This is a genomic window from Ruegeria sp. AL2 (assembly GCF_056540845.1).
This window is the reverse complement of record NZ_JBQFXM010000022.1, coordinates 13,572-33,091: the sequence shown is the minus strand read 5'-3', so window position 1 is coordinate 33,091 and position 19,520 is coordinate 13,572. Positions and strand designations below refer to the sequence as shown.

Annotated in this window: 16 protein-coding genes and 1 riboswitch; of the genes, 5 read left to right on the top strand and 11 right to left on the bottom strand. The window is 59.3% G+C overall.

Annotation, left to right across the window (positions count from 1 at the left end):
- Positions 1-136: 136 nt before the first annotated feature.
- Genes ACR0ID_RS17840 through ACR0ID_RS17820 form a run of 5 tightly spaced genes read right to left on the bottom strand, consistent with a single transcriptional unit; the run spans position 137 to position 7,078 of the window.
- A complete protein-coding gene (locus ACR0ID_RS17840) occupies positions 137-2,767 on the bottom strand; it encodes a phosphoenolpyruvate carboxylase (protein WP_480607532.1) in 2,631 nt (876 codons plus the stop codon).
- Positions 2,767-3,738: a 2-hydroxyacid dehydrogenase gene (locus ACR0ID_RS17835; RefSeq protein ID WP_480607529.1), complete on the bottom strand. Its 972-nt coding sequence runs from the start codon at positions 3,736-3,738 to the stop codon at positions 2,767-2,769. Before ACR0ID_RS17835 ends, ACR0ID_RS17840 begins: the two co-directional genes overlap by 1 nt.
- Entirely contained in the window at positions 3,738-4,625 is an 888-nt protein-coding gene (gene sucD, locus ACR0ID_RS17830) for a succinate--CoA ligase subunit alpha (protein ID WP_480607526.1), read from the bottom strand. The genes ACR0ID_RS17835 and sucD overlap by 1 nt, the downstream gene beginning before the upstream one ends.
- Positions 4,622-5,821, bottom strand: a complete 1,200-nt coding sequence (locus tag ACR0ID_RS17825; RefSeq protein ID WP_480607523.1) for a malate--CoA ligase subunit beta — start codon at positions 5,819-5,821, stop codon at positions 4,622-4,624. Before ACR0ID_RS17825 ends, sucD begins: the two co-directional genes overlap by 4 nt.
- Before the next feature lie 15 nt (positions 5,822-5,836).
- Positions 5,837-7,078: a pyridoxal-phosphate-dependent aminotransferase family protein gene (locus ACR0ID_RS17820; protein ID WP_480607521.1), complete on the bottom strand. Its 1,242-nt coding sequence runs from the start codon at positions 7,076-7,078 to the stop codon at positions 5,837-5,839.
- Between the two features lie 220 nt (positions 7,079-7,298).
- On the opposite strand from ACR0ID_RS17820, the gene ACR0ID_RS17815 reads away from it, so the two are divergent.
- The 4 genes from ACR0ID_RS17815 (at position 7,299) to ACR0ID_RS17800 (ending at position 13,170) form a co-directional block, all read left to right on the top strand.
- Entirely contained in the window at positions 7,299-7,928 is a 630-nt protein-coding gene (locus ACR0ID_RS17815; protein ID WP_480607517.1) for a LuxR C-terminal-related transcriptional regulator, read from the top strand.
- 245 nt (positions 7,929-8,173) lie between these two features.
- Positions 8,174-11,887, top strand: coding sequence for a hypothetical protein (locus ACR0ID_RS17810; RefSeq protein WP_480607515.1), 3,714 nt, complete (start codon positions 8,174-8,176; stop codon positions 11,885-11,887).
- Positions 11,880-12,878, top strand: a complete 999-nt coding sequence (locus tag ACR0ID_RS17805) for a hypothetical protein (RefSeq protein ID WP_480607512.1) — start codon at positions 11,880-11,882, stop codon at positions 12,876-12,878. The genes ACR0ID_RS17810 and ACR0ID_RS17805 overlap by 8 nt, the downstream gene beginning before the upstream one ends.
- A 76-nt stretch (positions 12,879-12,954) precedes the next feature.
- Complete coding sequence (locus tag ACR0ID_RS17800) at positions 12,955-13,170, top strand: hypothetical protein (protein ID WP_480555953.1); 216 nt, start codon at positions 12,955-12,957, stop codon at positions 13,168-13,170.
- Positions 13,171-13,186: 16 nt separating this feature from the next.
- Here the strand turns inward: ACR0ID_RS17800 and ACR0ID_RS17795 are convergent, their stop codons facing one another.
- The 6 genes from ACR0ID_RS17795 to ACR0ID_RS17770 all read right to left on the bottom strand — a co-directional run bounded on the left by ACR0ID_RS17795 (position 13,187) and on the right by ACR0ID_RS17770 (position 18,219).
- On the bottom strand, positions 13,187-13,837 hold the full coding sequence (locus tag ACR0ID_RS17795; RefSeq protein ID WP_480607510.1) for an energy-coupling factor ABC transporter ATP-binding protein: 651 nt from the start codon (positions 13,835-13,837) through the stop codon (positions 13,187-13,189).
- Entirely contained in the window at positions 13,834-14,613 is a 780-nt protein-coding gene (gene cbiQ, locus ACR0ID_RS17790; protein WP_480607507.1) for a cobalt ECF transporter T component CbiQ, read from the bottom strand. The genes ACR0ID_RS17795 and cbiQ overlap by 4 nt, the downstream gene beginning before the upstream one ends.
- Complete coding sequence (locus ACR0ID_RS17785) at positions 14,613-15,176, bottom strand: cobalt ABC transporter permease (RefSeq protein WP_480607504.1); 564 nt, start codon at positions 15,174-15,176, stop codon at positions 14,613-14,615. Before ACR0ID_RS17785 ends, cbiQ begins: the two co-directional genes overlap by 1 nt.
- A complete protein-coding gene (gene cbiM, locus ACR0ID_RS17780; protein WP_480555956.1) occupies positions 15,173-15,784 on the bottom strand; it encodes a cobalt transporter CbiM in 612 nt (203 codons plus the stop codon). The genes ACR0ID_RS17785 and cbiM overlap by 4 nt, the downstream gene beginning before the upstream one ends.
- Positions 15,785-15,790: 6 nt before the next feature.
- Positions 15,791-16,576, bottom strand: coding sequence for a DUF4198 domain-containing protein (locus tag ACR0ID_RS17775; protein ID WP_480521280.1), 786 nt, complete (start codon positions 16,574-16,576; stop codon positions 15,791-15,793).
- A gap of 132 nt (positions 16,577-16,708) precedes the next feature.
- Positions 16,709-16,907: riboswitch (cobalamin riboswitch) on the bottom strand.
- Between the two features lie 121 nt (positions 16,908-17,028).
- Positions 17,029-18,219 (bottom strand): ROK family transcriptional regulator, encoded by a 1,191-nt coding sequence (locus ACR0ID_RS17770; protein ID WP_480607535.1) that lies wholly within the window; start codon positions 18,217-18,219, stop codon positions 17,029-17,031.
- Positions 18,220-18,408: 189 nt separating this feature from the next.
- Here ACR0ID_RS17770 and ACR0ID_RS17765 point away from each other — a divergent pair, with 189 nt between their 5' ends.
- Positions 18,409-19,428 carry a substrate-binding domain-containing protein gene (locus ACR0ID_RS17765; RefSeq protein ID WP_480477469.1) on the top strand — a complete coding sequence of 340 codons (1,020 nt, stop codon included), beginning with the start codon at positions 18,409-18,411 and terminating at the stop codon, positions 19,426-19,428.
- Positions 19,429-19,520: the final 92 nt, after the last annotated feature.

The window sequence follows — 19,520 nt, the reverse complement described above, 5'->3', positions numbered from 1 at the left end:
CTCGATCTCGTCGCGCTGACGACCCAGCTCAGACCGGATCGAGCCAAAAAGCTCAGGATCGCGGTCCGACAAGGACTGGGTGAAAAATCCGTTTGTTCTATGCGGGGCGTTCACAGTTTTGATCTCCTGAAAATGGTTAGCCGGTCCAGCCAAGACCAGCGGAAATGGCGTTCATGGATTGCAGCAGCGGCACGGGAACTGACCCTGCCTGCGGTTCGTTGCGGGCGTGTTGCAGCAGTTCGACCTGAAGAGCATGAATGCGGGCCAATTCGGCCTGTTTGCGGTCAAACCTCTCGCAAAGGCGGGGAAAGCGATGGCCGATGACCTGACCACCTGTCAGAAACCGGATCGCTTTGCAGGCACTATCGTATTCCGCCTTGATTACCTGCGATACACGTTGGCGGATCTCGATATCAGAGACCAATTCGCCATACTGCGCTGCGATTTCCATATCCGTCTGATAGAGCGATTTTTCCATCTCATCGACGGCGAGGCGGAACAGGCGGGAGTGTCGAAACATGTCGTGCAACACGTCATCACCGCGCGCGCCGCGAAACTTGCGAAAACTGGCCATGGCGGTGCCGAACCCGTACCAACCAGTGATCAGGTGGCGGTTCTGCGACCACGCAAAGACCCATGGAATGGCCCGCAGGTCGTCCAGACTGGCCACGCCGAACCGACGGGTCGGACGGGACCCCATTTTCAGGCGGGCAAGTTCTTGGACAGGGCTCGCCTGCTGGAAATAGTCCAGAAAACCCGGCATCTGCAAAAGCGAGACATACGCTGTCTGTGACAACTCTGACAAAGCATCCAATGCGTCATCGAAATCAGGCCGTGAAGGCGCCTCGTCAGGGGTCGCCGTATGGCGCATCGTGCTTGACAGCAACAACTCCAGATGCGCCGCAGCCGTGCCCCGGTTGGCATATTTGGCCGAAACAACTTCGCCCTGTTCGGTCACGCGCAACCGCCCGGCAACTGTTCCGCTGGGTTGCGCGGCGATGGCGCGCCCGGTCGGTGCACCGCCCCGGCTGACCGAGCCACCGCGACCATGGAAAAACGTGGCCTTGAAACCTTGCGAGGCCAGCGCCGAGACGATCCGGCGTTGGGCGCGCTCCAACTCCCATGTTGAGCAGAAATAGCCTCCGTCCTTGCCGCTGTCCGAATATCCCAGCATCACCTCGATTACTCGACCGTCGGTTTTGAGGCTGCGACGGGCAAGCGGAACAGCCAAAACGTCGAGCAGGATTGATGGGGCATTTCGCAAATCGGCAATTGTCTCGAACAATGGGACTACCGAAAGATCAAGAGTTTCAGACCCAAACCCGGCATAGCGGGCCAATAGGTAGATGCCGAGAATGTCGTCGGCCGAACGGGTCATGGACAGGATGAAGGGTCCTATTGCCTTGGGGTCCGGTCCCGATCGCACACCATGGACCAGAGCCAGAAGAGCAAGCAGTTCCCGCGCCTGATCGCTTAACGCGTCGCGGTTTTGACAGGGCAGGTTCTGATCGGCCAGTTCGGTTCGCAAGCGGGCAGACCATTCGACCGTGCCGTAAACCGGCACCTGTCCGTTATGCGACCAGATTTCGGCCAGAACGTCGGTTGTGACGGTTGAATTCTGGCGGATGTCCAGCGTTGTGGTCCGGAACCCGAAAACCGAAGCGGCCCGGCGCAACGGACGGATGTGCTGCCGCGCCAGAATATCCGCGTTGACCGCACATAAAGCGGTATCAAGCGTGTCGAGATCGCCCACGAATTGCGAGATGTGATCATATCCGCTGTTTGTCAGCCGATAACGAATGGCATTGAGTGCTTGCCGGAATGGTTCGTTCCGATTGCGGCCATCGACCGGAGCCCGGTCGACTATCGCTTGTACTTGCGTCCTGACAGGTTCAGGTAAAGGCAATATCAGCGCGCTGATGCTCAACCTTTTTGCGGCACGCTCAAGAGCTTGACGATAAAGGTCCAGAACTGTTTCGCGTCCGCGTTTCAGCGCCAATGCGGTTATCTCGGTCGTGACATTCGGGTTGCCATCCCGGTCGCCACCGATCCAGCTGTGAAAGCGGATATCAGGAGTTTCACTCGGCGTACGTCCCAGCACTTGCAGGCAGGCCTGATCGAATCGGCCCATAACCTGCGGGACAGCATCAAAGATTGCATCGCGGAAGAACTGAAACCCCCATTCGATCTCGTCGTGCAGGCTTGGGCGCGACAGGCGAAGTTCGCCTGTCAGCCACAAGAGATCAATCTCTCCCTCCAGACCATTCAGCAATTCGGCGTGTTCGGTCGGCGTCCAGCGTTGTGTTTCAAGACTGACGAGGTTGCGGTAGATACGCCGGTGAATTTCCAGAACCGTAACCCGCTTGGCTTCGGTCGGGTGCGCGGTCAGAGTGGGACCGGTACACAGGTCAGCGGTCAGCTTTTCAACCTGGCTATAGGTCAGGGACAAGTCTGTCAGGGCTTCGGCAAAACCGCCTTCTACCGCTTCTGCGCCGTTTTGGGTTTCGGTCAGTCGACGGTCCCGAACTTCGGCGTTTTCATCGATGATGCACAAGAGTTGGAACCAGATCGAAAGGGCCTGCAAATACGGCGTTGCCTCGGGTCCCGTGGGAATGGGTTGCAGCGGCGTGACCTCGGCCCATGCCGCAACATGTGGCGCCCGTTTCAGCAATATGTTCCGCCACAACGCCCGCAATTCCGAGCGCAACCCTTCGGCATAGCTCGAAGGGTTGGGGGTGGGCTGAATATTCGGGGCCAGCGCTTGCATCAGATCACGCGGTCCCGGGGTTCTCGGCCTTCAAAGAAATCACTCAGGTTATCGAGAACCCGAAACCCCATCGCCTCGCGCGCTTCGCGGGTGGCGCTGCCCAGATGTGGCAGCATCACGAGGTTGTCGCATTGCAGCAGGTCCGGGCTGATACGGGGTTCACCATCGAACACGTCCAGCGCGGCCCCGCCGATCATCTCGAACATCAGGGCCTGGATCAGCGCCCATTCGTCGATCACCTCACCGCGCGCGGTGTTGATCAGAAAGGCGTCGGGCTTCATCAGGCCCAGCCTGCGCGCGTTGATCAGATGCCGATTGTCAGCCCCGCCGGGACAATGCAGCGAGACGAAGTCGCATTGCGGCAGCAAGTCGTCAATCGAGGCCACCTTCGTTGCATTGCACCTGGCCAGCACATCCGGCGCTATCTGACTGCGGTTGTAGACAAGGATGTCCATGCCAAAGCCATGATGCGCACGGCGAGCCATCTCTTGCCCGATGCGGCCATAGCCGATAATGCCCAGCGTTTTGCCGCTGACCTTGGTTCCAACCAGATGCGTGGGCCGCCATCCGGTCCAGGTGCCGGACCGCAGCTCGCGTTCACCTTCGCCAGCGCGCCGCGCCACCATCAGCAGCAGGGTCATGGCGATATCGGCGGTGCATTCGGACAGAACATCGGGCGTGTTGGTCACGGTCATGCCCAGCTCACGCGCCGAAGGTTCGCAGATGTGGCTGTATCCGACACCGTAATTGGCCAGTATTTTGGTCTGCGCACCAGGGACGTCCATTGCTTCGGCGCTCAGTGTGTCCGTTACAGTTGGCAGCACCGCGTCATATGTTTTCAAGGCTTGCCGAATTTCGGCCGGGGACATGGGTTTGTCCCCGGTGTTCAGAACAGCGTTGTAATTCTCGGCCAGCTGCGCCTCGACGGCGGCAGGCCAGCGACGGGTCACAAGAACCGAGGGTTTGACCATCACGCGGCCTCCATCACACGGGCAATTGTTTCACCGATCACAGCGGGGTTTTCGGCAACGGTCACCCCGGCGGCGGACAGGATCTCGACCTTCTCGCTGGCGCTTTCGCCAAAGGCCGAGATGATCGCACCCGCGTGGCCCATCGTGCGGCCTTTCGGGGCGGTCAGACCCGCGACATAGGCAATCACCGGTTTGGTGATGTGGTCGCGGATGTATTCGGCAGCTTCAGCTTCCTGCGGGCCGCCGATCTCGCCGATCATGGCGATGACATGGGTGTCCTCGTCCTCTTCGAAGCGCTTAAGGATGTCCTTAAAGGATGACCCGTTGATCGGGTCGCCACCAATCCCGACACTGGTCGAGACACCGATGCCGCGTTCTTTCAGTTGCGCCGCAGCCTCATAGCCCAGCGTGCCCGAGCGGCCGATGATGCCGACATGGCCGGGCAGATAGATGTGGCCCGGCATGATGCCCAGCAGCGCCTTGCCTGGGGAAATCGTACCGGCACAGTTCGGCCCGGTCAGCACCATGCGCTTATCTTTCGGATAGCGGTACATGTACCGCTTCACCCGGATCATGTCCTGCGCCGGAATCCCGTCGGTGATGCAGACACAATAGCGGATACCGGCATCTGCGGCTTCCATGATTGAATCAGCCGCAAATGGCGGGGGCACGAAAACAAGGCTGGCATCCGCGCCGGTCGCCTCGACAGCCTGTTTGACGGTGTCAAAGACCGGAACACCTTCGACGGTTTCCCCGCCTTTGCCGGGGACGACACCGCCCACGACATTGGTGCCATAGTTCAACATGTCCTTGGTATGAAACCGAGCCATGCGGCCGGTAATGCCCTGCACGATGACGCGCGAGTCACGGTCGAGAAGAATGCTCATTTCACAGCCCTCATCTTGGTGCCTTGAGTAAGGTCGTTTTTCCATGCGCCAACAGCGCGTTCTGCCGCCTCCATCAGCGTTGAGGCGCGAATGATCGGCAGGCCGGATTTGGCCAGAATCTTCTGGCCCTCTTCGACATTTGTCCCAGCCAGCCGCACGACGACGGGCAGGTCGAGGTCAAGTTCCCGCAGGGCCTGAACGACGCCTTCGGCCACCCAGTCGCAGCGGTTGATACCGGCGAAGATGTTGACCAGAATGGCCTGAACATTGTCGTCCGACAGGACCAGACGAAACGCCTTGGCCACACGTTCGGGCGAAGCCCCGCCCCCGATGTCAAGGAAGTTTGCAGGCTCGCCACCGGCCAGCTTGATCGTGTCCATCGTGGCCATCGCCAGACCGGCACCGTTGACGATGCAGCCGATATTTCCGTCCAGCCCGACATAAGACAGTCCGCGGTCGGCCGCGCGGCTTTCGCGCGGGTCTTCCTGGCTTTTGTCACGCAGTTCAGAGATTTGTGGATGGCGGAACAGGGCGTTGTCGTCAAAGCTCATCTTGGCGTCAAGCGCCAGCACCCGGTCGTCACCCGTGATGACCAACGGATTGATCTCGACCATTGTCGCGTCAAGCTCGCTAAAAGCGGCATAGCAGCCCTGTAGCGTACGCACCATTTGCTGGATCAGCCTGGGCTCAAGCCCCAGGTTGAATGCGATCTCGCGCGCCTGAAATTCCTGAAGCCCAACCGCCGGTTCCACGATGGAGCGGACGATACTTTCCGGGCGGTCAGCCGAGATATCCTCGATCTCCATCCCGCCCTCGGACGAGGCCACGATCATCACCCTTTGGCTTGACCGATCGAGGACTAAACCCAAATAAATCTCGCGGTCAATCGGCACCGCGGCTTCGACATAGACGCGATAGATGCCTTTGCCTTCGGGGCCGGTCTGATGCGTGACCAGCTTGCGGCCAAACAGATCATCGCAGGCCTGATAGATTTCGTTCTCGGTGTTGCACAGCTTGACCCCTCCGGCCTTGCCGCGACCGCCTGCATGGACCTGCGCCTTGACGATCCATCTGTCACCGCCCAGCTCACGCGCCCGATAGGCCGCTTGCTCCGGACTGTAGGCCAGTGCGCCGGATGGTATGGCGACACCGAAATTCGAAAGAATTTCCTTTGCCTGATATTCGTGAATATCCATCTGATCCGCTCCTGTTTATGCAGCGATTGAGGTGCCGTAACGGCTTTCCAGCAGGTCTTCGATTGCGTTTTGGTCGACCGTTCCGCCCAGCTCTCGGATGGCTTCGGCGAACAGGCGCACGATCCGGCTGACGGCGTCGCGGTTCAATTGGTTGAGGATGCCGATGCGCACCTGCACGGGTGCGCTGAGCGTCGGCCAGATGCCAAACCCGCGCGCGCGGCAGTTCTGGACCAGCTCCATCTCGCGGCCAGCCAGTTCCGGGGGCAGGTTCAGCACGATCAGGCTGGGCATGTCGGAGGTGACCCCGCAGCCCATTTCGGTGACAGCGTCGCGCAGAACCTTCTCATGCGTCTTGTACGATGCGGACCGCTTAGCCAGACCTTCCTGAAGGGTCAGGCGCAGGGATTCATGGAAGGCCGCAACGGCGTAGCCCGAATGGGTGCGGTGATAGGTGCCCTTTTCAACATCCTGCCCATCGACAATGCCCCAATGACGGGCCTCAAAGATGGGATTGTGCACATAGGTATAGGCACCGGTGGTTCTGAGTGATGCGATATAGGCGTCGGTAAAGCTGACAGGGGCATAGGTCAGCGGCAGGCAGCATAGACCTTTCTGCGGGCAGGACGCCCATCCGGCGATGCCCGGAAAATCGTCTATCGAGAAGTCATCGACGCCCAGAGACGATACCGCATCGATCAGACCCATCGCGCCATGACGTTCGCACGCGTCGGAAAATCCGCGCAGGTCATTGATGCGACCAGATCCGGTTTCCCAATGCGCCATGAAAGCCCATTTCGGTTTGTGCTGCGCGAGAGTCGCCTCGACCAGATCACCGGTGACCGGCTGGCCGTGCGGAACCTCGATCACGGTGACGCTGGCGGCCTGAGGCGCCATCGGGTTGGCTGCATGTTCTTCGGGCGTCGCCGCTTTGAACCGCAGGGTCAGCGCGTCGATCCCCGAGAATGTGCCGTTGGCAAAAGCAACGACCTTGTCGCCAGGCATGACAGCCGAAAACATGGTGTCCAGGGCGCTCCAACCGGTGCCGGCAACAGCAAAGGTATAGGCGTTTTGGGTACCCCAGATTTTCCGCAGCATGTGCTTGCATTCGACCATCCCCCTAAGGACGTCCCCCTGCATGTGATCGGCAACGCCTGCATTGGCAAAGGCCTTGAGGACGCGGGCATCCGTGTTACCCGGCCCCGGCCCCGCAGCGAGGGTTTGGGGGATTTCGAGCGGAGGGAAAATCTGAAAAGTCATGGTCTGGCATCCTCGGCTGTTGGCCGGGCATTGCGGCCCGTCGTGTCAAGTTGCCGAGCAGGAAACGCGAGCTTGCCTTATGACGCAACGTAACTTACTACTGCTTTTGGATGGCCAATAGGATGGGGCAATACCTACCCGTTTTGGTAAAAATACGAAGGTATACAAAGAAACTCCCTATCCTTATGGGTAGGTTTTTCCGAATTCGGGGCAAAATCATATGGTTGAGACACCGAGCAAACCCATCGACATCATGCTGGCGGACGGCAACCCGCTGGTTCTGTCGGCCATGTCCGAAATATTCGAGCGGGACCCCCGATTCTCGCTGATGGCCACGTCAGCAACGGCCGAAGGGTTTCTGGGAACGGTGATGCGGGTTCCCGTTCAGGTCGGTGTCGTCGACTGGACGCTTTCGGTTTTAGGCGCTGCCAAACTGATCGAGGTTCTGCGCGATCAGCCCAACGCCCCGCGCTTTGTCGTTTATGGCGACACTGGCGGCGATGTCCCGCGATTGGCGATGCAGGCGGGTGCGGCCGGATTTGCCGCCCGCACGGGCGAGGTTGAGGGCCTGCTGGAAACCTGCGCCAAAGTTGCAGCGGGTAAGATGGTATTCCCGTTCATAGATATCCGGAAAATGCAACAGGACCCGATCCAGAGCCTGTCGCGTAAAGAACGCGCAATTCTGGAGGCGCTGGCGCAGGGAATGTCGAACCGGGATTTGTCAAAGGAACTTCAGATTTCGACAAACACGGTCAAGTTTCACCTATCCAACATCTACGAAAAGCTGAGTGTCAAAAACCGCACGCAGGCCATTGCGTATTTCTATTCGTCTCAGCAGTCGCGAAACTAGACCAAAGGCGATCTGGGTGCCGGTGTTTCCCGACAGGTTTTTCCTCTGGCCCTGACCAATTCTGGATACCGTCAGCGGCAAGGGACACTACGCTTGTCCTGAGCGCTTTGCCGCGCGTTGCAGCGGGTACAACCCTGCGTTGCTTCCGCGAATCCCCCAGACATGTTACCTTGGGTCACCTTTAATGATTTGACTTATTTTTCTGACATCTCGTTTTTTCAGCTCTTTCTCGAGAGGTGACGTTCATGTCCGACTCCAGCAGTGAGCCCCCGCGCATAACGCTGTCCCTACCAAATCTTCGGCCTAACCCATCGATATCAGCGGAAATTTCCGGCACTGTCGCGGCTGGTGCGCACAGCGTTGAGGATCAGAAGCGGGTTGAGGCGGAAAAGCTCAAGGCATTGCGCCGTGGCGTCGGAATTGAGCTGTCCTCAGAAGTGATCAACGATCTGGTCGACCGGCGCGTCCAGTCGACTGGTGCGGTTTTTCGTCAGCTTGCAACCATTCGCGAAGATCTGGCCGGAGGCTTTCTGGGGGCGGTCGTTCCCACCCTCGCCCCGAAATTGCGGGGGGAACTGATCAACCCTGACGGGACCCCTGCCGAACGCGTGATCGTCGAGGTCCTGCGCCCCACCTTTACCGCCAATGAAGGGATCGACGACGCAGATTTTTCGTGGGCTGTCAAAGCCGCCGTCACGGACGCGCGTGGTCTTTTTTCGGTTGATCTGCCTAACCTCCGCCTGCCGCAGAACGGCCTGCGGTTACGGATCAGGGGCCAGAACACCACCCTGACAGAAGCCGTGCCACGCGTTGACGCGCTGGACGGCGAAATGGGTCTTGTGGTGCTGGATCGCACTGTCCTGCCTTTGCACCGTTCGATCGTCGGTGAGCTGGCCGATATCTTTCCGGTGGATCCCGAGGATGCCGAAGAAAACATATCCGATTTCACCGGTTCGCAGGCCCCTATCGTGCTGGGCGAGGGCGATTGCGCGTCGGAGTACCGAACCGAAGGCGGCACGGTTTCACGGCGGCGCTATTCGGTTTTGTACCGGCTGATTGATCCCCTCGTCGGGCCCAAGAATATCGTTCGAACGCGCCCCATAGGTGGGGGCCGCTTTGTGACGACTATCCCGGGCACAGCCTTTGCTCAGGCCAATCTGTCAGCCGAAACGCTTCTGGCGGCGTTTAACAATGACGGGGGTGATTGGGATTTTCGAGACCGGATTCCGATTGACGAACCCATTGATATTGAAGACTTCTTTGAAGATCTTGAGGAGCGGCCTCAGGATGTGCCCAAAGCGTCGAGCCTTGCGCTTGGGTATATTGCCAAGATGCGGTCGACGGCTGTCCACGCTGGCATGTCTTTGGGTCGGCTGGTCTATTCCCTACCGCTTGCCCCCGGAGAAGAGCAGCGGATTGTCGTGTCGGAACAGCGCGAAACACTGAGCGTACGTGAACGAGAGAGCCTGACATTTGAAGAACAACAGGAATTCGAGGAAGCCCGCGACACGTCCTTTGACAGTACGTTTGAAAGCGCGCTGGATGAGGTAATTCAGGGTACGTCTTCGTTTTCGACCCGCGCTTTTTCAAAGAGCTTCGGGGGCGCAGGTGGCGTTGGTGGCGGCCTGTTCGGAGGCATCGGGGCCATCGTCGGCGGCGTGGGCTTCAGCGGTGCACGGTCCAGTTCGAATTCTTCCGGCAATTCGTCCAACACGCAGAACACATCGCGCGATTTTCTGTCCGACACGCATGAGACATTCTCTGCCGCGCTTGAACGGGCGGCTTCGGTCAAGCGCAACTCGGCACGGACCAGTGTGCGCACAGCAACTGCGACGGATCGGCGAACGGCCACAACGAAATTCGTGGCCAACCGCAATCATTGCCACGCAATGACCATGCAATGGTTCGAAGTCCTGCGCGACTTTTCCTTGGAAACGCGTATCGAGGGCGTGCAGTTGGTGGTCTTTGTGCCCATGCAACTCATCCGCTTCCGCCGTCTGGGGCAAGGCGATCAGTTGCCGGGCAATGTCACCCGGTCCGGATTGCTGAGCCGGTACAAGGTCATCCTGCGCCATGCCGAAGTGTTCCGGCGCGTGTTCCGAAACCGCCGCAGATTCCGCAGCGCACTGAAGCTGCTGGAAGAGTTTTATGCGGACAAGGACGCAACACCGCAGAACGCGCCCGGTGTCGCACAGGACATCGTCAGTTTCGAGGCGCAGGGCACGTTCATGCCCAATGATGACATTTCTGTTGTGATTTTCACGCAGGATGGCGACCGGGTCGGACCTGTGCCGCTGACCGGATCGCCGATAGACATCGACAACCTGCATGACCTGCCAGCGGAAACACGCGAGAACCTGCTTGTCCGGCTGGCTGATGCGCGGCGTGATCCGACCAAGCGCCGGACCTATACCGGGTCTGTGGCTTTGCCCCGTTCGGTCGAGCGGTCGGATATCGCCCGTGTCGAGCTGCGCAGGCGGACGGGCTCGTTTGCCTATTCGTTCTACACTGGTCCGGATCCCATCAACATTTTCAACATCTGGGAACATCTGGCCAATCTGGAAGATGCTGACGATCTGGACCGGGCCACCCGCAATATCAACCGCAGCCTTCGCACTACCATCTCGGGCTCGGACTTTGACGATCTGGTGGGTCCGCCCATGGTCAGTGAGTTCGAGGCGCGTATGAATGAAAACGCCCAGACCGTTGTTGATGACAATACGTTCCAGGCGTTGCCTGCCACCCTGCCCTATTCCGTGCAGGAGGTGCCGGACGTTCTGTCACGCCGGGATCTGCGCCGCATCGAAGAGATGTACCAGCATGTTGTGGCCAACACCGTTCGCTATTCCCGCGTGATCTGGGCCAGCATGACGGACGAAGAACGTGCGATCCTGCTGGAACGCTTCACCATCGGGGTACCGGAAGGCGGGCTGGACGATGCCTCAAGCGAGATATCGCTGCTCAGCACCGTCCAGAACAAGGTGTTGGGGTTCTATGGCAATGCCATGATCATGCCCTTCTCGATCCCGCCCGATCTGGCCGACCGGATGGAGATGCGGACCGGTGATATTCAGGACAGCCTGCTGGCCTTCCACCGTGAGGATTTCAGGCCACCGCGCCGCACGATTTCACTGCCGACCAGGGGCCTGTTGGGCGAGGCCGTTCTGGGCCGCTGCAATTCCTGCGAGATGATCGACCATCGCCGCTTCTGGAACTGGCAGGACAGCCCGACACCGCCACCGGTTGGCGACGCGCCGGTCCTGCCTGCTGACAGTGACGCCATCTTTGGTACACGTGCGCCGTCAGACCTGCCGAACAACCAGCCTTCGAACACGCTGACCATTGCAGGGGGCGACATTGGCACCGGACAGGCTGTGCCCACGTCGCAACTGGCCGAAATCCTCAAGGCCGCGCCTGATCTTGCGCGGGCGGGAACCGATCTTACGGGCCTTAAGGAACTGCAAGCCCAGCTGGCGCTTGAAACGCAATCGGTCGCTGCGGGGCGAGACAAGGCCATCGACACGGCAACGGATCTGACGAAAGAACTGGTTGGAAAGGCCACAGAACTTGCGGGTAAAGGTCAGGAAATCGCTGCCGCCCGCAAAGAGGAAGAGGCCAAGAAAGCCGCCGCTGACAAAAAGGCGTTCGATGCCAGCAACGCCGCCAAGATCAAGGGGTTTGAGGATATCGCCAAGAACGCCTCGGGTGTCGCCGCATTGATTGGCGGACAGGCAGACGGCAACCGGGCAGCCTTTACGCAAAACCTGTTCAAGGATTTCCCCGGCGGGGCTGCGGCTTTGGCCAACCCGTCCAACACACTGCTTCTGGCCAAGCTTTTCGGGGCCTTCACCAAGGCGAACGCGGATGCCGATGACGGCAGCGCGACCAAGGCTGGCAGCCAGTCGGTGCTGGATTTCCTCAATGGCCTGAACGCCCCTGCGGAGGACGACAATGAGTGACACGAGCACAAATGTGACGGACAAACCGGGAATTGATGAAAGCCTTGCCGAGGCGATCATCAACATTCTTGAAACGACCAACTCTCCGGCGATCCAGCGCGCCCGTGAGGTGATTGCCCATAGGCTGGCCATTGCGGGCGATATTGCCCCTTCGCGCATCCCTGCGCCGCGCAACATCACCGAGATCGGCGGCTATATCAATCTGCTGAGCGAGTATGGTGAGGCCGAACAGCGCGCTCGCATGATCGCGGCCGCTTTGGGTATCGCGGGACCGCAGATTTCGCTGCCGCAACCGGGTGCCGTTCCGCCGATGTCTTTCATCACCCGCGACGGCGCAAGGCCCGTTGGTCCGCAGCAGGCCAGTTTCCCGCTGAGCTATACGATCCGCAGTGATTTCGTTCCGGCCTTCGACAATGCGTTGCAGGAGATCGCGATACGTGGCGGTGCGGTACCGATCCTGACACCTGTCAGGGTCCTTCCGGCCGCCGGATCAGGCCCGGTGACCGACGGCATCGCACAGCTGGCTTTGATCGGCCGGACCCTCAGCCTGGCACCGACCGCGGCGCTGCATGCCGTGGCCACCGACCCCCTGTCGCTCAGCCGTCCGACTGCGGGTGGCGGGTTCGAGGTTCTGGCACGGGTCATCGACGCCGCCGCCCCGATTGCCGGGACCATCGCGGCGGCAGACTGGACAAGCTGGGAATGCGATGCTGCTGCCTGTTCCGAGGTTGACAGCAACGATGCGCGCTTTGCCCTTTCGCCGATCCTGAATGCGGCCGGTTGGCACCAGGCGGCTGATCCCGGCAATCCCACCAGCCTGTCCGATCCCGGCAGCTGGGCCGCGTGGCAAAACATCACCGGGCTTGTACCCGGCGTCACGCGGTTCGCGGATGAGCTGCAATTGCTGTACCCTGCCGAGATGCTCATCACCTCGCCGGTCTTCAATCAATTGGACAATGTCTGGACGGGAAGCGCATTCGCCGCGCCATAGGAGCCCCTCTGCATCCGCAACAAAGTGATTTGGCGGCACTTGGCTTTTGGAGTTACGCTTGAACAGGAGGGGTGCCATGCGAAACCCGGAACGTTTCGAAAAATTCTACTTTGCCAAAGTTGGCATGGGCGAAGCCTGCGGTTGCGCCGAGCGCATCATCGACGTTTTCGAGTTCAACCGAAAAGGTGGCGCGCCGTCGAAACACCCGGTGAAACAGGACCGTCGCAGACGCCTATCGTTTCGCGCATGGGCAGTCAGATATGGGCTTATGAGCCGAAAGCGGAACAGCTGAACACGTATTGGTCCTGTCAGACAGCAACCAGTTTTCCGTCTCGCAAATCCAGCGCATCCGGTGCCAGTTCGGCGCGGAAGGCCGGGGAATGGCTAACAAGAAGGATCGCTTGCGGCAATGCCCGGAGGATTTCCAGCAGCCGGGCCTCGTTCCGTGGGTCCAGCGCGTTGGTAGGTTCATCAAGCAGCAGAACCTCGGGCTCCATCGCCAGAACGGTCGCCAGCGTAACCAGCCGTTTTTCACCCCCTGACAAATTGTGGGTGATGCGGTTCTTCAGATGCATCAGGTCCAGATCACCCAACACGCTTTCAACGATGGCAAGTGCTTCGTCGCGTGTTCTGCCCAGGTTGAGCGGGCCAAAGGCGATATCCTCGGCGACGGTCGGGCAGAACAACTGATCATCCGCATCCTGAAACACAAGGCCCACCCGGCGGCGCACGTCGTGAAAATCAGCCTCATGCACCCTTTGCTGACCAAAGATCCTGACCGTGCCGGACTGTGCGCGCTGCAAGCCAAGCGTAATGCGCAGCAAGGTCGATTTTCCTGCCCCGTTCGGGCCCGTCAGCGACAGGCGTTGACCAGCGGACAGGCTGAGGCTGGCACCGTCAAGAACGGGTGGCTGACCGGCGTAGGCACAGCGGATTTCTTCAAGCGCAATCAGTGTCATGCCAAATCCAGTATGATCAGACCCGCGCAAAGAGCACCAAGACCTGCGGCAAAAACGATGTCCCTTCGGGTCAGGGTAAAGTCCTGAAGCAACAGCATTCGGCCTGAAAAACCCCGGCATTTCATCGCATCAAGAATGCGTTCGGATCTTTCGATCGCGCGCACCAGCATCATGCCCACGAGATAGCCAAAGCTGCGATAGGTGTGCCAGTTTGTTGCCGGGCGAAAGCCGCGCACTTTCATGGCCGCGCGCAGGCGCAGGTATTCTTCCCGCAGAACCTCGATATATCGGATGGTGAACATCAAAAGGTGAACCAGCTTTTCGGGGCAGCGCAGGCGGTGCAGGGCGTGGCCAAGCGTGACCGGCTCCATCGTGCCGACCAGCACCATAAGGGACAGGATGACCGCGTTGGCCGTCAAGGCGATCTCGACCGCTTTCCGGAAGCCCTGCCAGCTTGCGGGAAACCCCCAGAGCGTAAACATCGGGTCGCCGGGCATGGAGAATGGCAACAACACCAGCATGAACAGGATGAACCCGTCCATCATGGCCATGCGTTTCAATGTCTTCCGCCAGGGCAGACGCGACGCGGCAAGAAGCGAAAGGGACACCGCCAGAGCCGCGCACAGCGCTGTCAGCGAGGACACCGCCACTGTCACCACCGCGAAGACAACCGCCATAACGATCCGCATCCTAGGATCAAGCGGGTTGATCGCGCCGCGCCGCTGCGCGCCCGCTTTGACCAGCGTGCTTTCCTGTTGTCCCAGAACATGCGCCATCAGGCCGCCAGCTTGCGGCGTGCCGCAAAGTAAAAGCCCAGACCAAACAGACCGACAATATATCCGATCCCACCCAGAACAGTTTGCAGATCATTTTGTTCGCGGTAAGCCGCGATTTCCCGACGCAGCGGGCGCAGCTCATCCCGCACGGCCCTGGCAATGACCTGTTGTTGTTCAGTGCTGAGCACCGCCGCTGCCTGGGCAGGTGCGTTTGTTGGCGGGGTATCAGGTTCCGCTTCAACGCCCATGATCCGGGCGACATCCGCAGCGGGCATGGTGACCTCGGCCACATGTCCGGCACCAAGGTTTGCAAAGAATGTATGGGCCACCGGCGCGTTTGGCGTGTAGATAAAAAACCCGTCTGCATCTGTTACGATACGGCCCAGCTCGGCTCCGTCCGGGCCGTTGACGATGACCTCGGTATCGCTTGCCATGTCGCCGTTGGAAAAGCCGATTTCGCCTTCGATGGCGTCACCGGATTTAAACACTCCGGCTATGACCTTATGCGCTAAGGCAGGTAGGGGTGCGCAGCACAGCGCCAGAATGATTGCCAGATACCTCATGCGACCGCTCGTTTGACAAACAGCTCGGGCTTGACCTTGCGCGCCAGCAAAACCGCGAACCCGGTCAGGATCGCCTCAATCGCCATGACAGGAATATGTGCAAAGAAAACAATCTTAGCCGCAGGCAGGAAGGCATCCCCGGACAAGGCCAGTGAAAACGCAACCATGCCGGTTGTGGCGGCAATGGCAAAGGCACCGCCGACCCCGCCCCATATCGCACCTTGCAGCGGTGAGCCGTGGGCGATCAGGCGGCTAAAGATCAGTCCGGCCAGAACCGCGGGCAATGCGATGTTCAGGGTGTTGATCCCCAATACCGTCAACCCGCCAAAGCCAAAGAAGACGGCTTGCAGCAAAAGCCCGACGAACAGGGCCGGGAATGCGGCCCACCCCAGCAAAAGCCCGGCCATACCGTTGAGGATCAGGTGCACCGACGACGGACCAATAGGAACATGGATCAGCGATGCCACGAAAAAGCTGGCTGACAGCACCCCCGCAGTGGGGATGCGATCAAGATCCAGCGACCTGAGGCCCATGGCAATTCCACCCGCCGCAGCGACGGCACCGCCGATCACGACCGGGTTGGACAAGGCTCCGTCAACGATATGCATCTACGGTTACTCCAAATCCCAGGCGCGGATCCAGATGACCGCGTCCTGGCTGAGTTCTTTGCCATTGTGTTCGGTCACGGGACCGGCGCCGAGCGCTGCAAAACCCCAATATCCGGCTTTCGGAACGCCGAACGTGAAATACCCGTTATCATCCGAGGTTGCGACCAATGCACCACCCGGCAACGGCGAGACGGTCGGGGCCGAAGCAGCCGTGCTTTCCATGTCCGGTTCTGCGGCCATGTACTCGATCTCGATCTCGGCACCCGCAACCGGTTGGCCTTCTGCCATAACTCGACCCGTAAAGGTCGAACCCGCGATGATGTTGGTCGGTTTGTTGAGCGGGATGATCTCAACCGGCAAGCCCACCGGGTTCATCCAGTCGGTCGGCAATTCGTTGCGGTTCAGGAATGCCTTGGCGATCTGCTGGATATAGATATCCTCAGACCCCTCGTAATAGGGCTGGGGAACTGTCACCAGCACATAGTCGCCCGACCGTTTGACCGGAACATAACCCTTGAATGCCGCGCCTTCGTTTTCCCCACCGGTGAAACGCACGGGTTCCAGAGTGTCCAGCAGGTCGGTTTTCTGACCGTTGTGGATCACGTAGAATTCCTGCGGCTTGTCCAGATCCATGACATGCCCGTTCGAGAACGGATGCCAGAAGATCAGCTTGACCGGAACATTCCCCGGTGCGTCGATCATGGTGTCAGAGGTGTATTCCAGCAGGAAATGCGCATTTGCCATCGCTGGAAGCGCCATCGCCACAGCGGCTGCAGAAAGCAGCTTGGTCATCAATAGTCGTCCTTGTCCCTTCGCACCAACCCCGGTACGAGATGCGTTTTGACTGCGGGGACGTCCAAGCCAAGCTGCTTTTTCAAGCATCCTGCTCCGACGCACATCCCGTCGCCGATTAGGAGTGCCCTTGTCAAAGGCACATGTCCGGCAGGTATCCTGACTTGCGGGTCAAAGCGTTGGGCTGGCCTTCCCGGATTAACTCCAGTGGCACTTCAGCCCTGCTCGCCGCTTACAGTTGCGGGTGCAGTTGCGGAATTGGGCCAAAGCCCGCACCGCATTCCCTATTGATTCCAGAGCACGCCCCGGAACCGGACATGCCGAGCGGCTTGCCAGACTTCTTCGGCATCCGTCAACGATCAATTGCGCTGGCTGTCAAAAAGTTCAGCGGGCAATGCCCTTTTTCCGGTTGATCCGCTTTGGATGCAGGTCTGGGTTTTTCGGGGGTGAAACTACCCTTCGAGCAGGTATCTTTCCGACAATGGCAAACTGGCCGCCCCCAATGACCGGGCATCCGGGCCCGCCGTCCCTGCCAGCACCAAGGGCCGTTCAAGCCCGGTCAGGTTCATATCGGATAGTTTGAGCTCAACCCTTTCCACCAGCCGCGCCTTGATATCAGCAGGCATCCAGCCATCAATCTTGACACATTCGAAATCGATCAGGCTGCAAGAAGAGACGATGGCATGGGCGATTCCGTACGCCGCCTGGTTCAGCCAATTCTCAAGGTGGGTTTCCGGTACGTCCCAATGCCGTGTCGTTTCCCAGATTGAGCCGGCTGTTTCGGCATTCCCACCAACTGCGCGCTCCAGCACATAAAGACTGGCGACATCTATCAATGGTTTCACTCCGCCTGCGTCGTCCGGCACAGGCAATGGACCAAGCGCACCGGCATTTCCCCGCCCTGAAAAGATGGAGCCGTTCAGAACCACCCCGCCCCCGATGAAGAAGCCGACATAGAAATACAGGAAATCTCGTGGGCCTTCTGCAGGGCCAAACACCAGCTCGGCACCGCAGGCCGCGGTTGCGTCGTTCTGCAAAAATACCGGCACGTCATAGCTTGCGGCTAGCGCGCCTTTCAGGTCCGCGTCACGCCACGGATCCATTTTTTCCTGAGGAACCTGCAGTGTTTGTGCCCAGTCCCAAAGGTAGAACGGCATGGCAATCCCAAGGCCCGCGATTCTGCTACGCGCCTCGGGCGACATTGACGCCATCACTTTGTCGAGGCTTTCTGTGGAAAAGCTCAATGTCGCCTCGGGCGTCGGAAAATCATAGGTCCGCCGTTCGCGGTGCCTGACGTTGCCAAGGAAATCCGTCAGCACCAGTTCGGTACTACGCCGCCCGACTTTGAGCCCAAAGAAATACGCGCCGTCCGGGTTCAGGCGCATGGGAACCGATGGCTGCCCGACTTTTCCCCGGATCGGTTCGCCCCGCAACAGCAACCCATCGTTCTCCAACTGGCGCATGATGACCGAGACCGTCTGCGCCGACAGGCCGGTCATGCGCGCGATTTCAGATTTTGCGAGGGCCTGATGGCGCCGGACCAGTGACAGGACAAGCCGTTCATTTCGGGCCCGCATTCCACTTTGGTTGGTGCCGCGCATGTCTGGCTCGCGTACGCCAGTAGTATTGCCCTGAGAGTTCATTGCAGACACGGCCATCCCCTTCATGACGACAATGTAAAAACCCTTCCTTTCTGTCAATAATAAATAAGAGTGATTTATTTATTGACTCGAAATTCGAATCTTGTGATGGTTTTCACGTTCGATCGGGCCGGTTTTCGCCCGATCAAACGTATGCCCGGACGGGCATTGGGAAAACTGGGAGGACTACCGATGAAACTTGCGAAACTTGCAGGCGCCACGGCGCTGGCGGTTACGGCCATGGCAAGCAGTGCAATGGCCGAAGGTGAAACCGTTTGCCTGATCACCAAGACGGATACCAACCCTTTCTTTGTTAAAATGAGAGAGGGTGCCACAGCCAAAGCCGAAGAGCTTGGCATGAAGCTGAAAGCCTTTGCCGGCAAAGTCGACGGAGACCACGAAACTCAGGTTCAGGCCATTGAAACCTGCATTCTGGATGGCGCAAAGGGTATCCTGCTGACCGCGTCGGATACGTCGTCTATCGTTCCAGCGGTGCAGCAGGCCCGCGATGCCGGGCTGCTGGTGATTGCGCTGGACACCCCACTTGAGCCTATCGACTCAGCCGACGCGACCTTTGCCACGGACAATTTCCTTGCGGGGCTTCTGATCGGACAATGGGCAAAAGCCACGCTGGGAGATGCGGCAAATGACGCCAAAATCGCCACGTTGGACCTTGCGGTCAGCCAGCCCACTGTGGATGTGCTTCGCAATCAAGGGTTCCTGCAGGGGTTCGGTGTTGATCTGGCCGATCCGAACGTGATTGGCGATGAAAACGACCCGCGTCTTGTTGGTAGCGATGTCACCGCTGGCAACGAAGAAGGCGGTCGTCGCGCCATGGAGAACCTGCTGGCCAAAGACCCGACGATCAACGTGGTGCACACCATCAACGAACCGGCGGCAGCGGGCGCTTATGAAGCGCTTAAGGCTATCGGGCGCGAAAATGACGTGTTGATCGTTTCCGTCGATGGCGGCTGCCCTGGCGTGCAGAACGTGGCGGACGGCGTCATCGGTGCAACATCACAGCAATACCCGCTGCTGATGGCATCGCTGGGCGTTGAGGCCGTCAAGAAATGGGCGGACGAAGGCGTGAAGCCCGAGAACACACCCGGTAAGGACTTTTTTGACACCGGTGTGGCGCTTGTGACGGATAAGGCCGCCGACGGCGTCGAGTCCATCTCGGTTCAGGAAGGCATGGACCTCTGCTGGGGTTAAGCTGAATGTTTGGAAGGCCGCTGCGCGGCCTTCCACTTATCAAAACCACCCACACGCCTGAAACCTTGCTAAAGTCGTCATAAACCTGACGC

Coding starts and splice junctions, on each gene's coding strand:
- ACR0ID_RS17785 (WP_480607504.1), bottom strand. CDS start 15,176: ATGAGGTATCTGGCAATCATTCTGGCGCTGTGCTGCGCACCCCTACCT.
- ACR0ID_RS17810 (WP_480607515.1), top strand. CDS start 8,174: ATGTCCGACTCCAGCAGTGAGCCCCCGCGCATAACGCTGTCCCTACCA.
- ACR0ID_RS17820 (WP_480607521.1), bottom strand. CDS start 7,078: ATGACTTTTCAGATTTTCCCTCCGCTCGAAATCCCCCAAACCCTCGCT.
- sucD (WP_480607526.1), bottom strand. CDS start 4,625: ATGAGCATTCTTCTCGACCGTGACTCGCGCGTCATCGTGCAGGGCATT.
- ACR0ID_RS17835 (WP_480607529.1), bottom strand. CDS start 3,738: ATGGTCAAACCCTCGGTTCTTGTGACCCGTCGCTGGCCTGCCGCCGTC.
- ACR0ID_RS17770 (WP_480607535.1), bottom strand. CDS start 18,219: ATGAACTCTCAGGGCAATACTACTGGCGTACGCGAGCCAGACATGCGC.
- ACR0ID_RS17840 (WP_480607532.1), bottom strand. CDS start 2,767: ATGCAAGCGCTGGCCCCGAATATTCAGCCCACCCCCAACCCTTCGAGC.
- ACR0ID_RS17775 (WP_480521280.1), bottom strand. CDS start 16,576: ATGACCAAGCTGCTTTCTGCAGCCGCTGTGGCGATGGCGCTTCCAGCG.
- ACR0ID_RS17825 (WP_480607523.1), bottom strand. CDS start 5,821: ATGGATATTCACGAATATCAGGCAAAGGAAATTCTTTCGAATTTCGGT.
- cbiQ (WP_480607507.1), bottom strand. CDS start 14,613: ATGGCGCATGTTCTGGGACAACAGGAAAGCACGCTGGTCAAAGCGGGC.
- ACR0ID_RS17800 (WP_480555953.1), top strand. CDS start 12,955: ATGCGAAACCCGGAACGTTTCGAAAAATTCTACTTTGCCAAAGTTGGC.
- cbiM (WP_480555956.1), bottom strand. CDS start 15,784: ATGCATATCGTTGACGGAGCCTTGTCCAACCCGGTCGTGATCGGCGGT.
- ACR0ID_RS17795 (WP_480607510.1), bottom strand. CDS start 13,837: ATGACACTGATTGCGCTTGAAGAAATCCGCTGTGCCTACGCCGGTCAG.
- ACR0ID_RS17805 (WP_480607512.1), top strand. CDS start 11,880: ATGAGTGACACGAGCACAAATGTGACGGACAAACCGGGAATTGATGAA.
- ACR0ID_RS17815 (WP_480607517.1), top strand. CDS start 7,299: ATGGTTGAGACACCGAGCAAACCCATCGACATCATGCTGGCGGACGGC.
- ACR0ID_RS17765 (WP_480477469.1), top strand. CDS start 18,409: ATGAAACTTGCGAAACTTGCAGGCGCCACGGCGCTGGCGGTTACGGCC.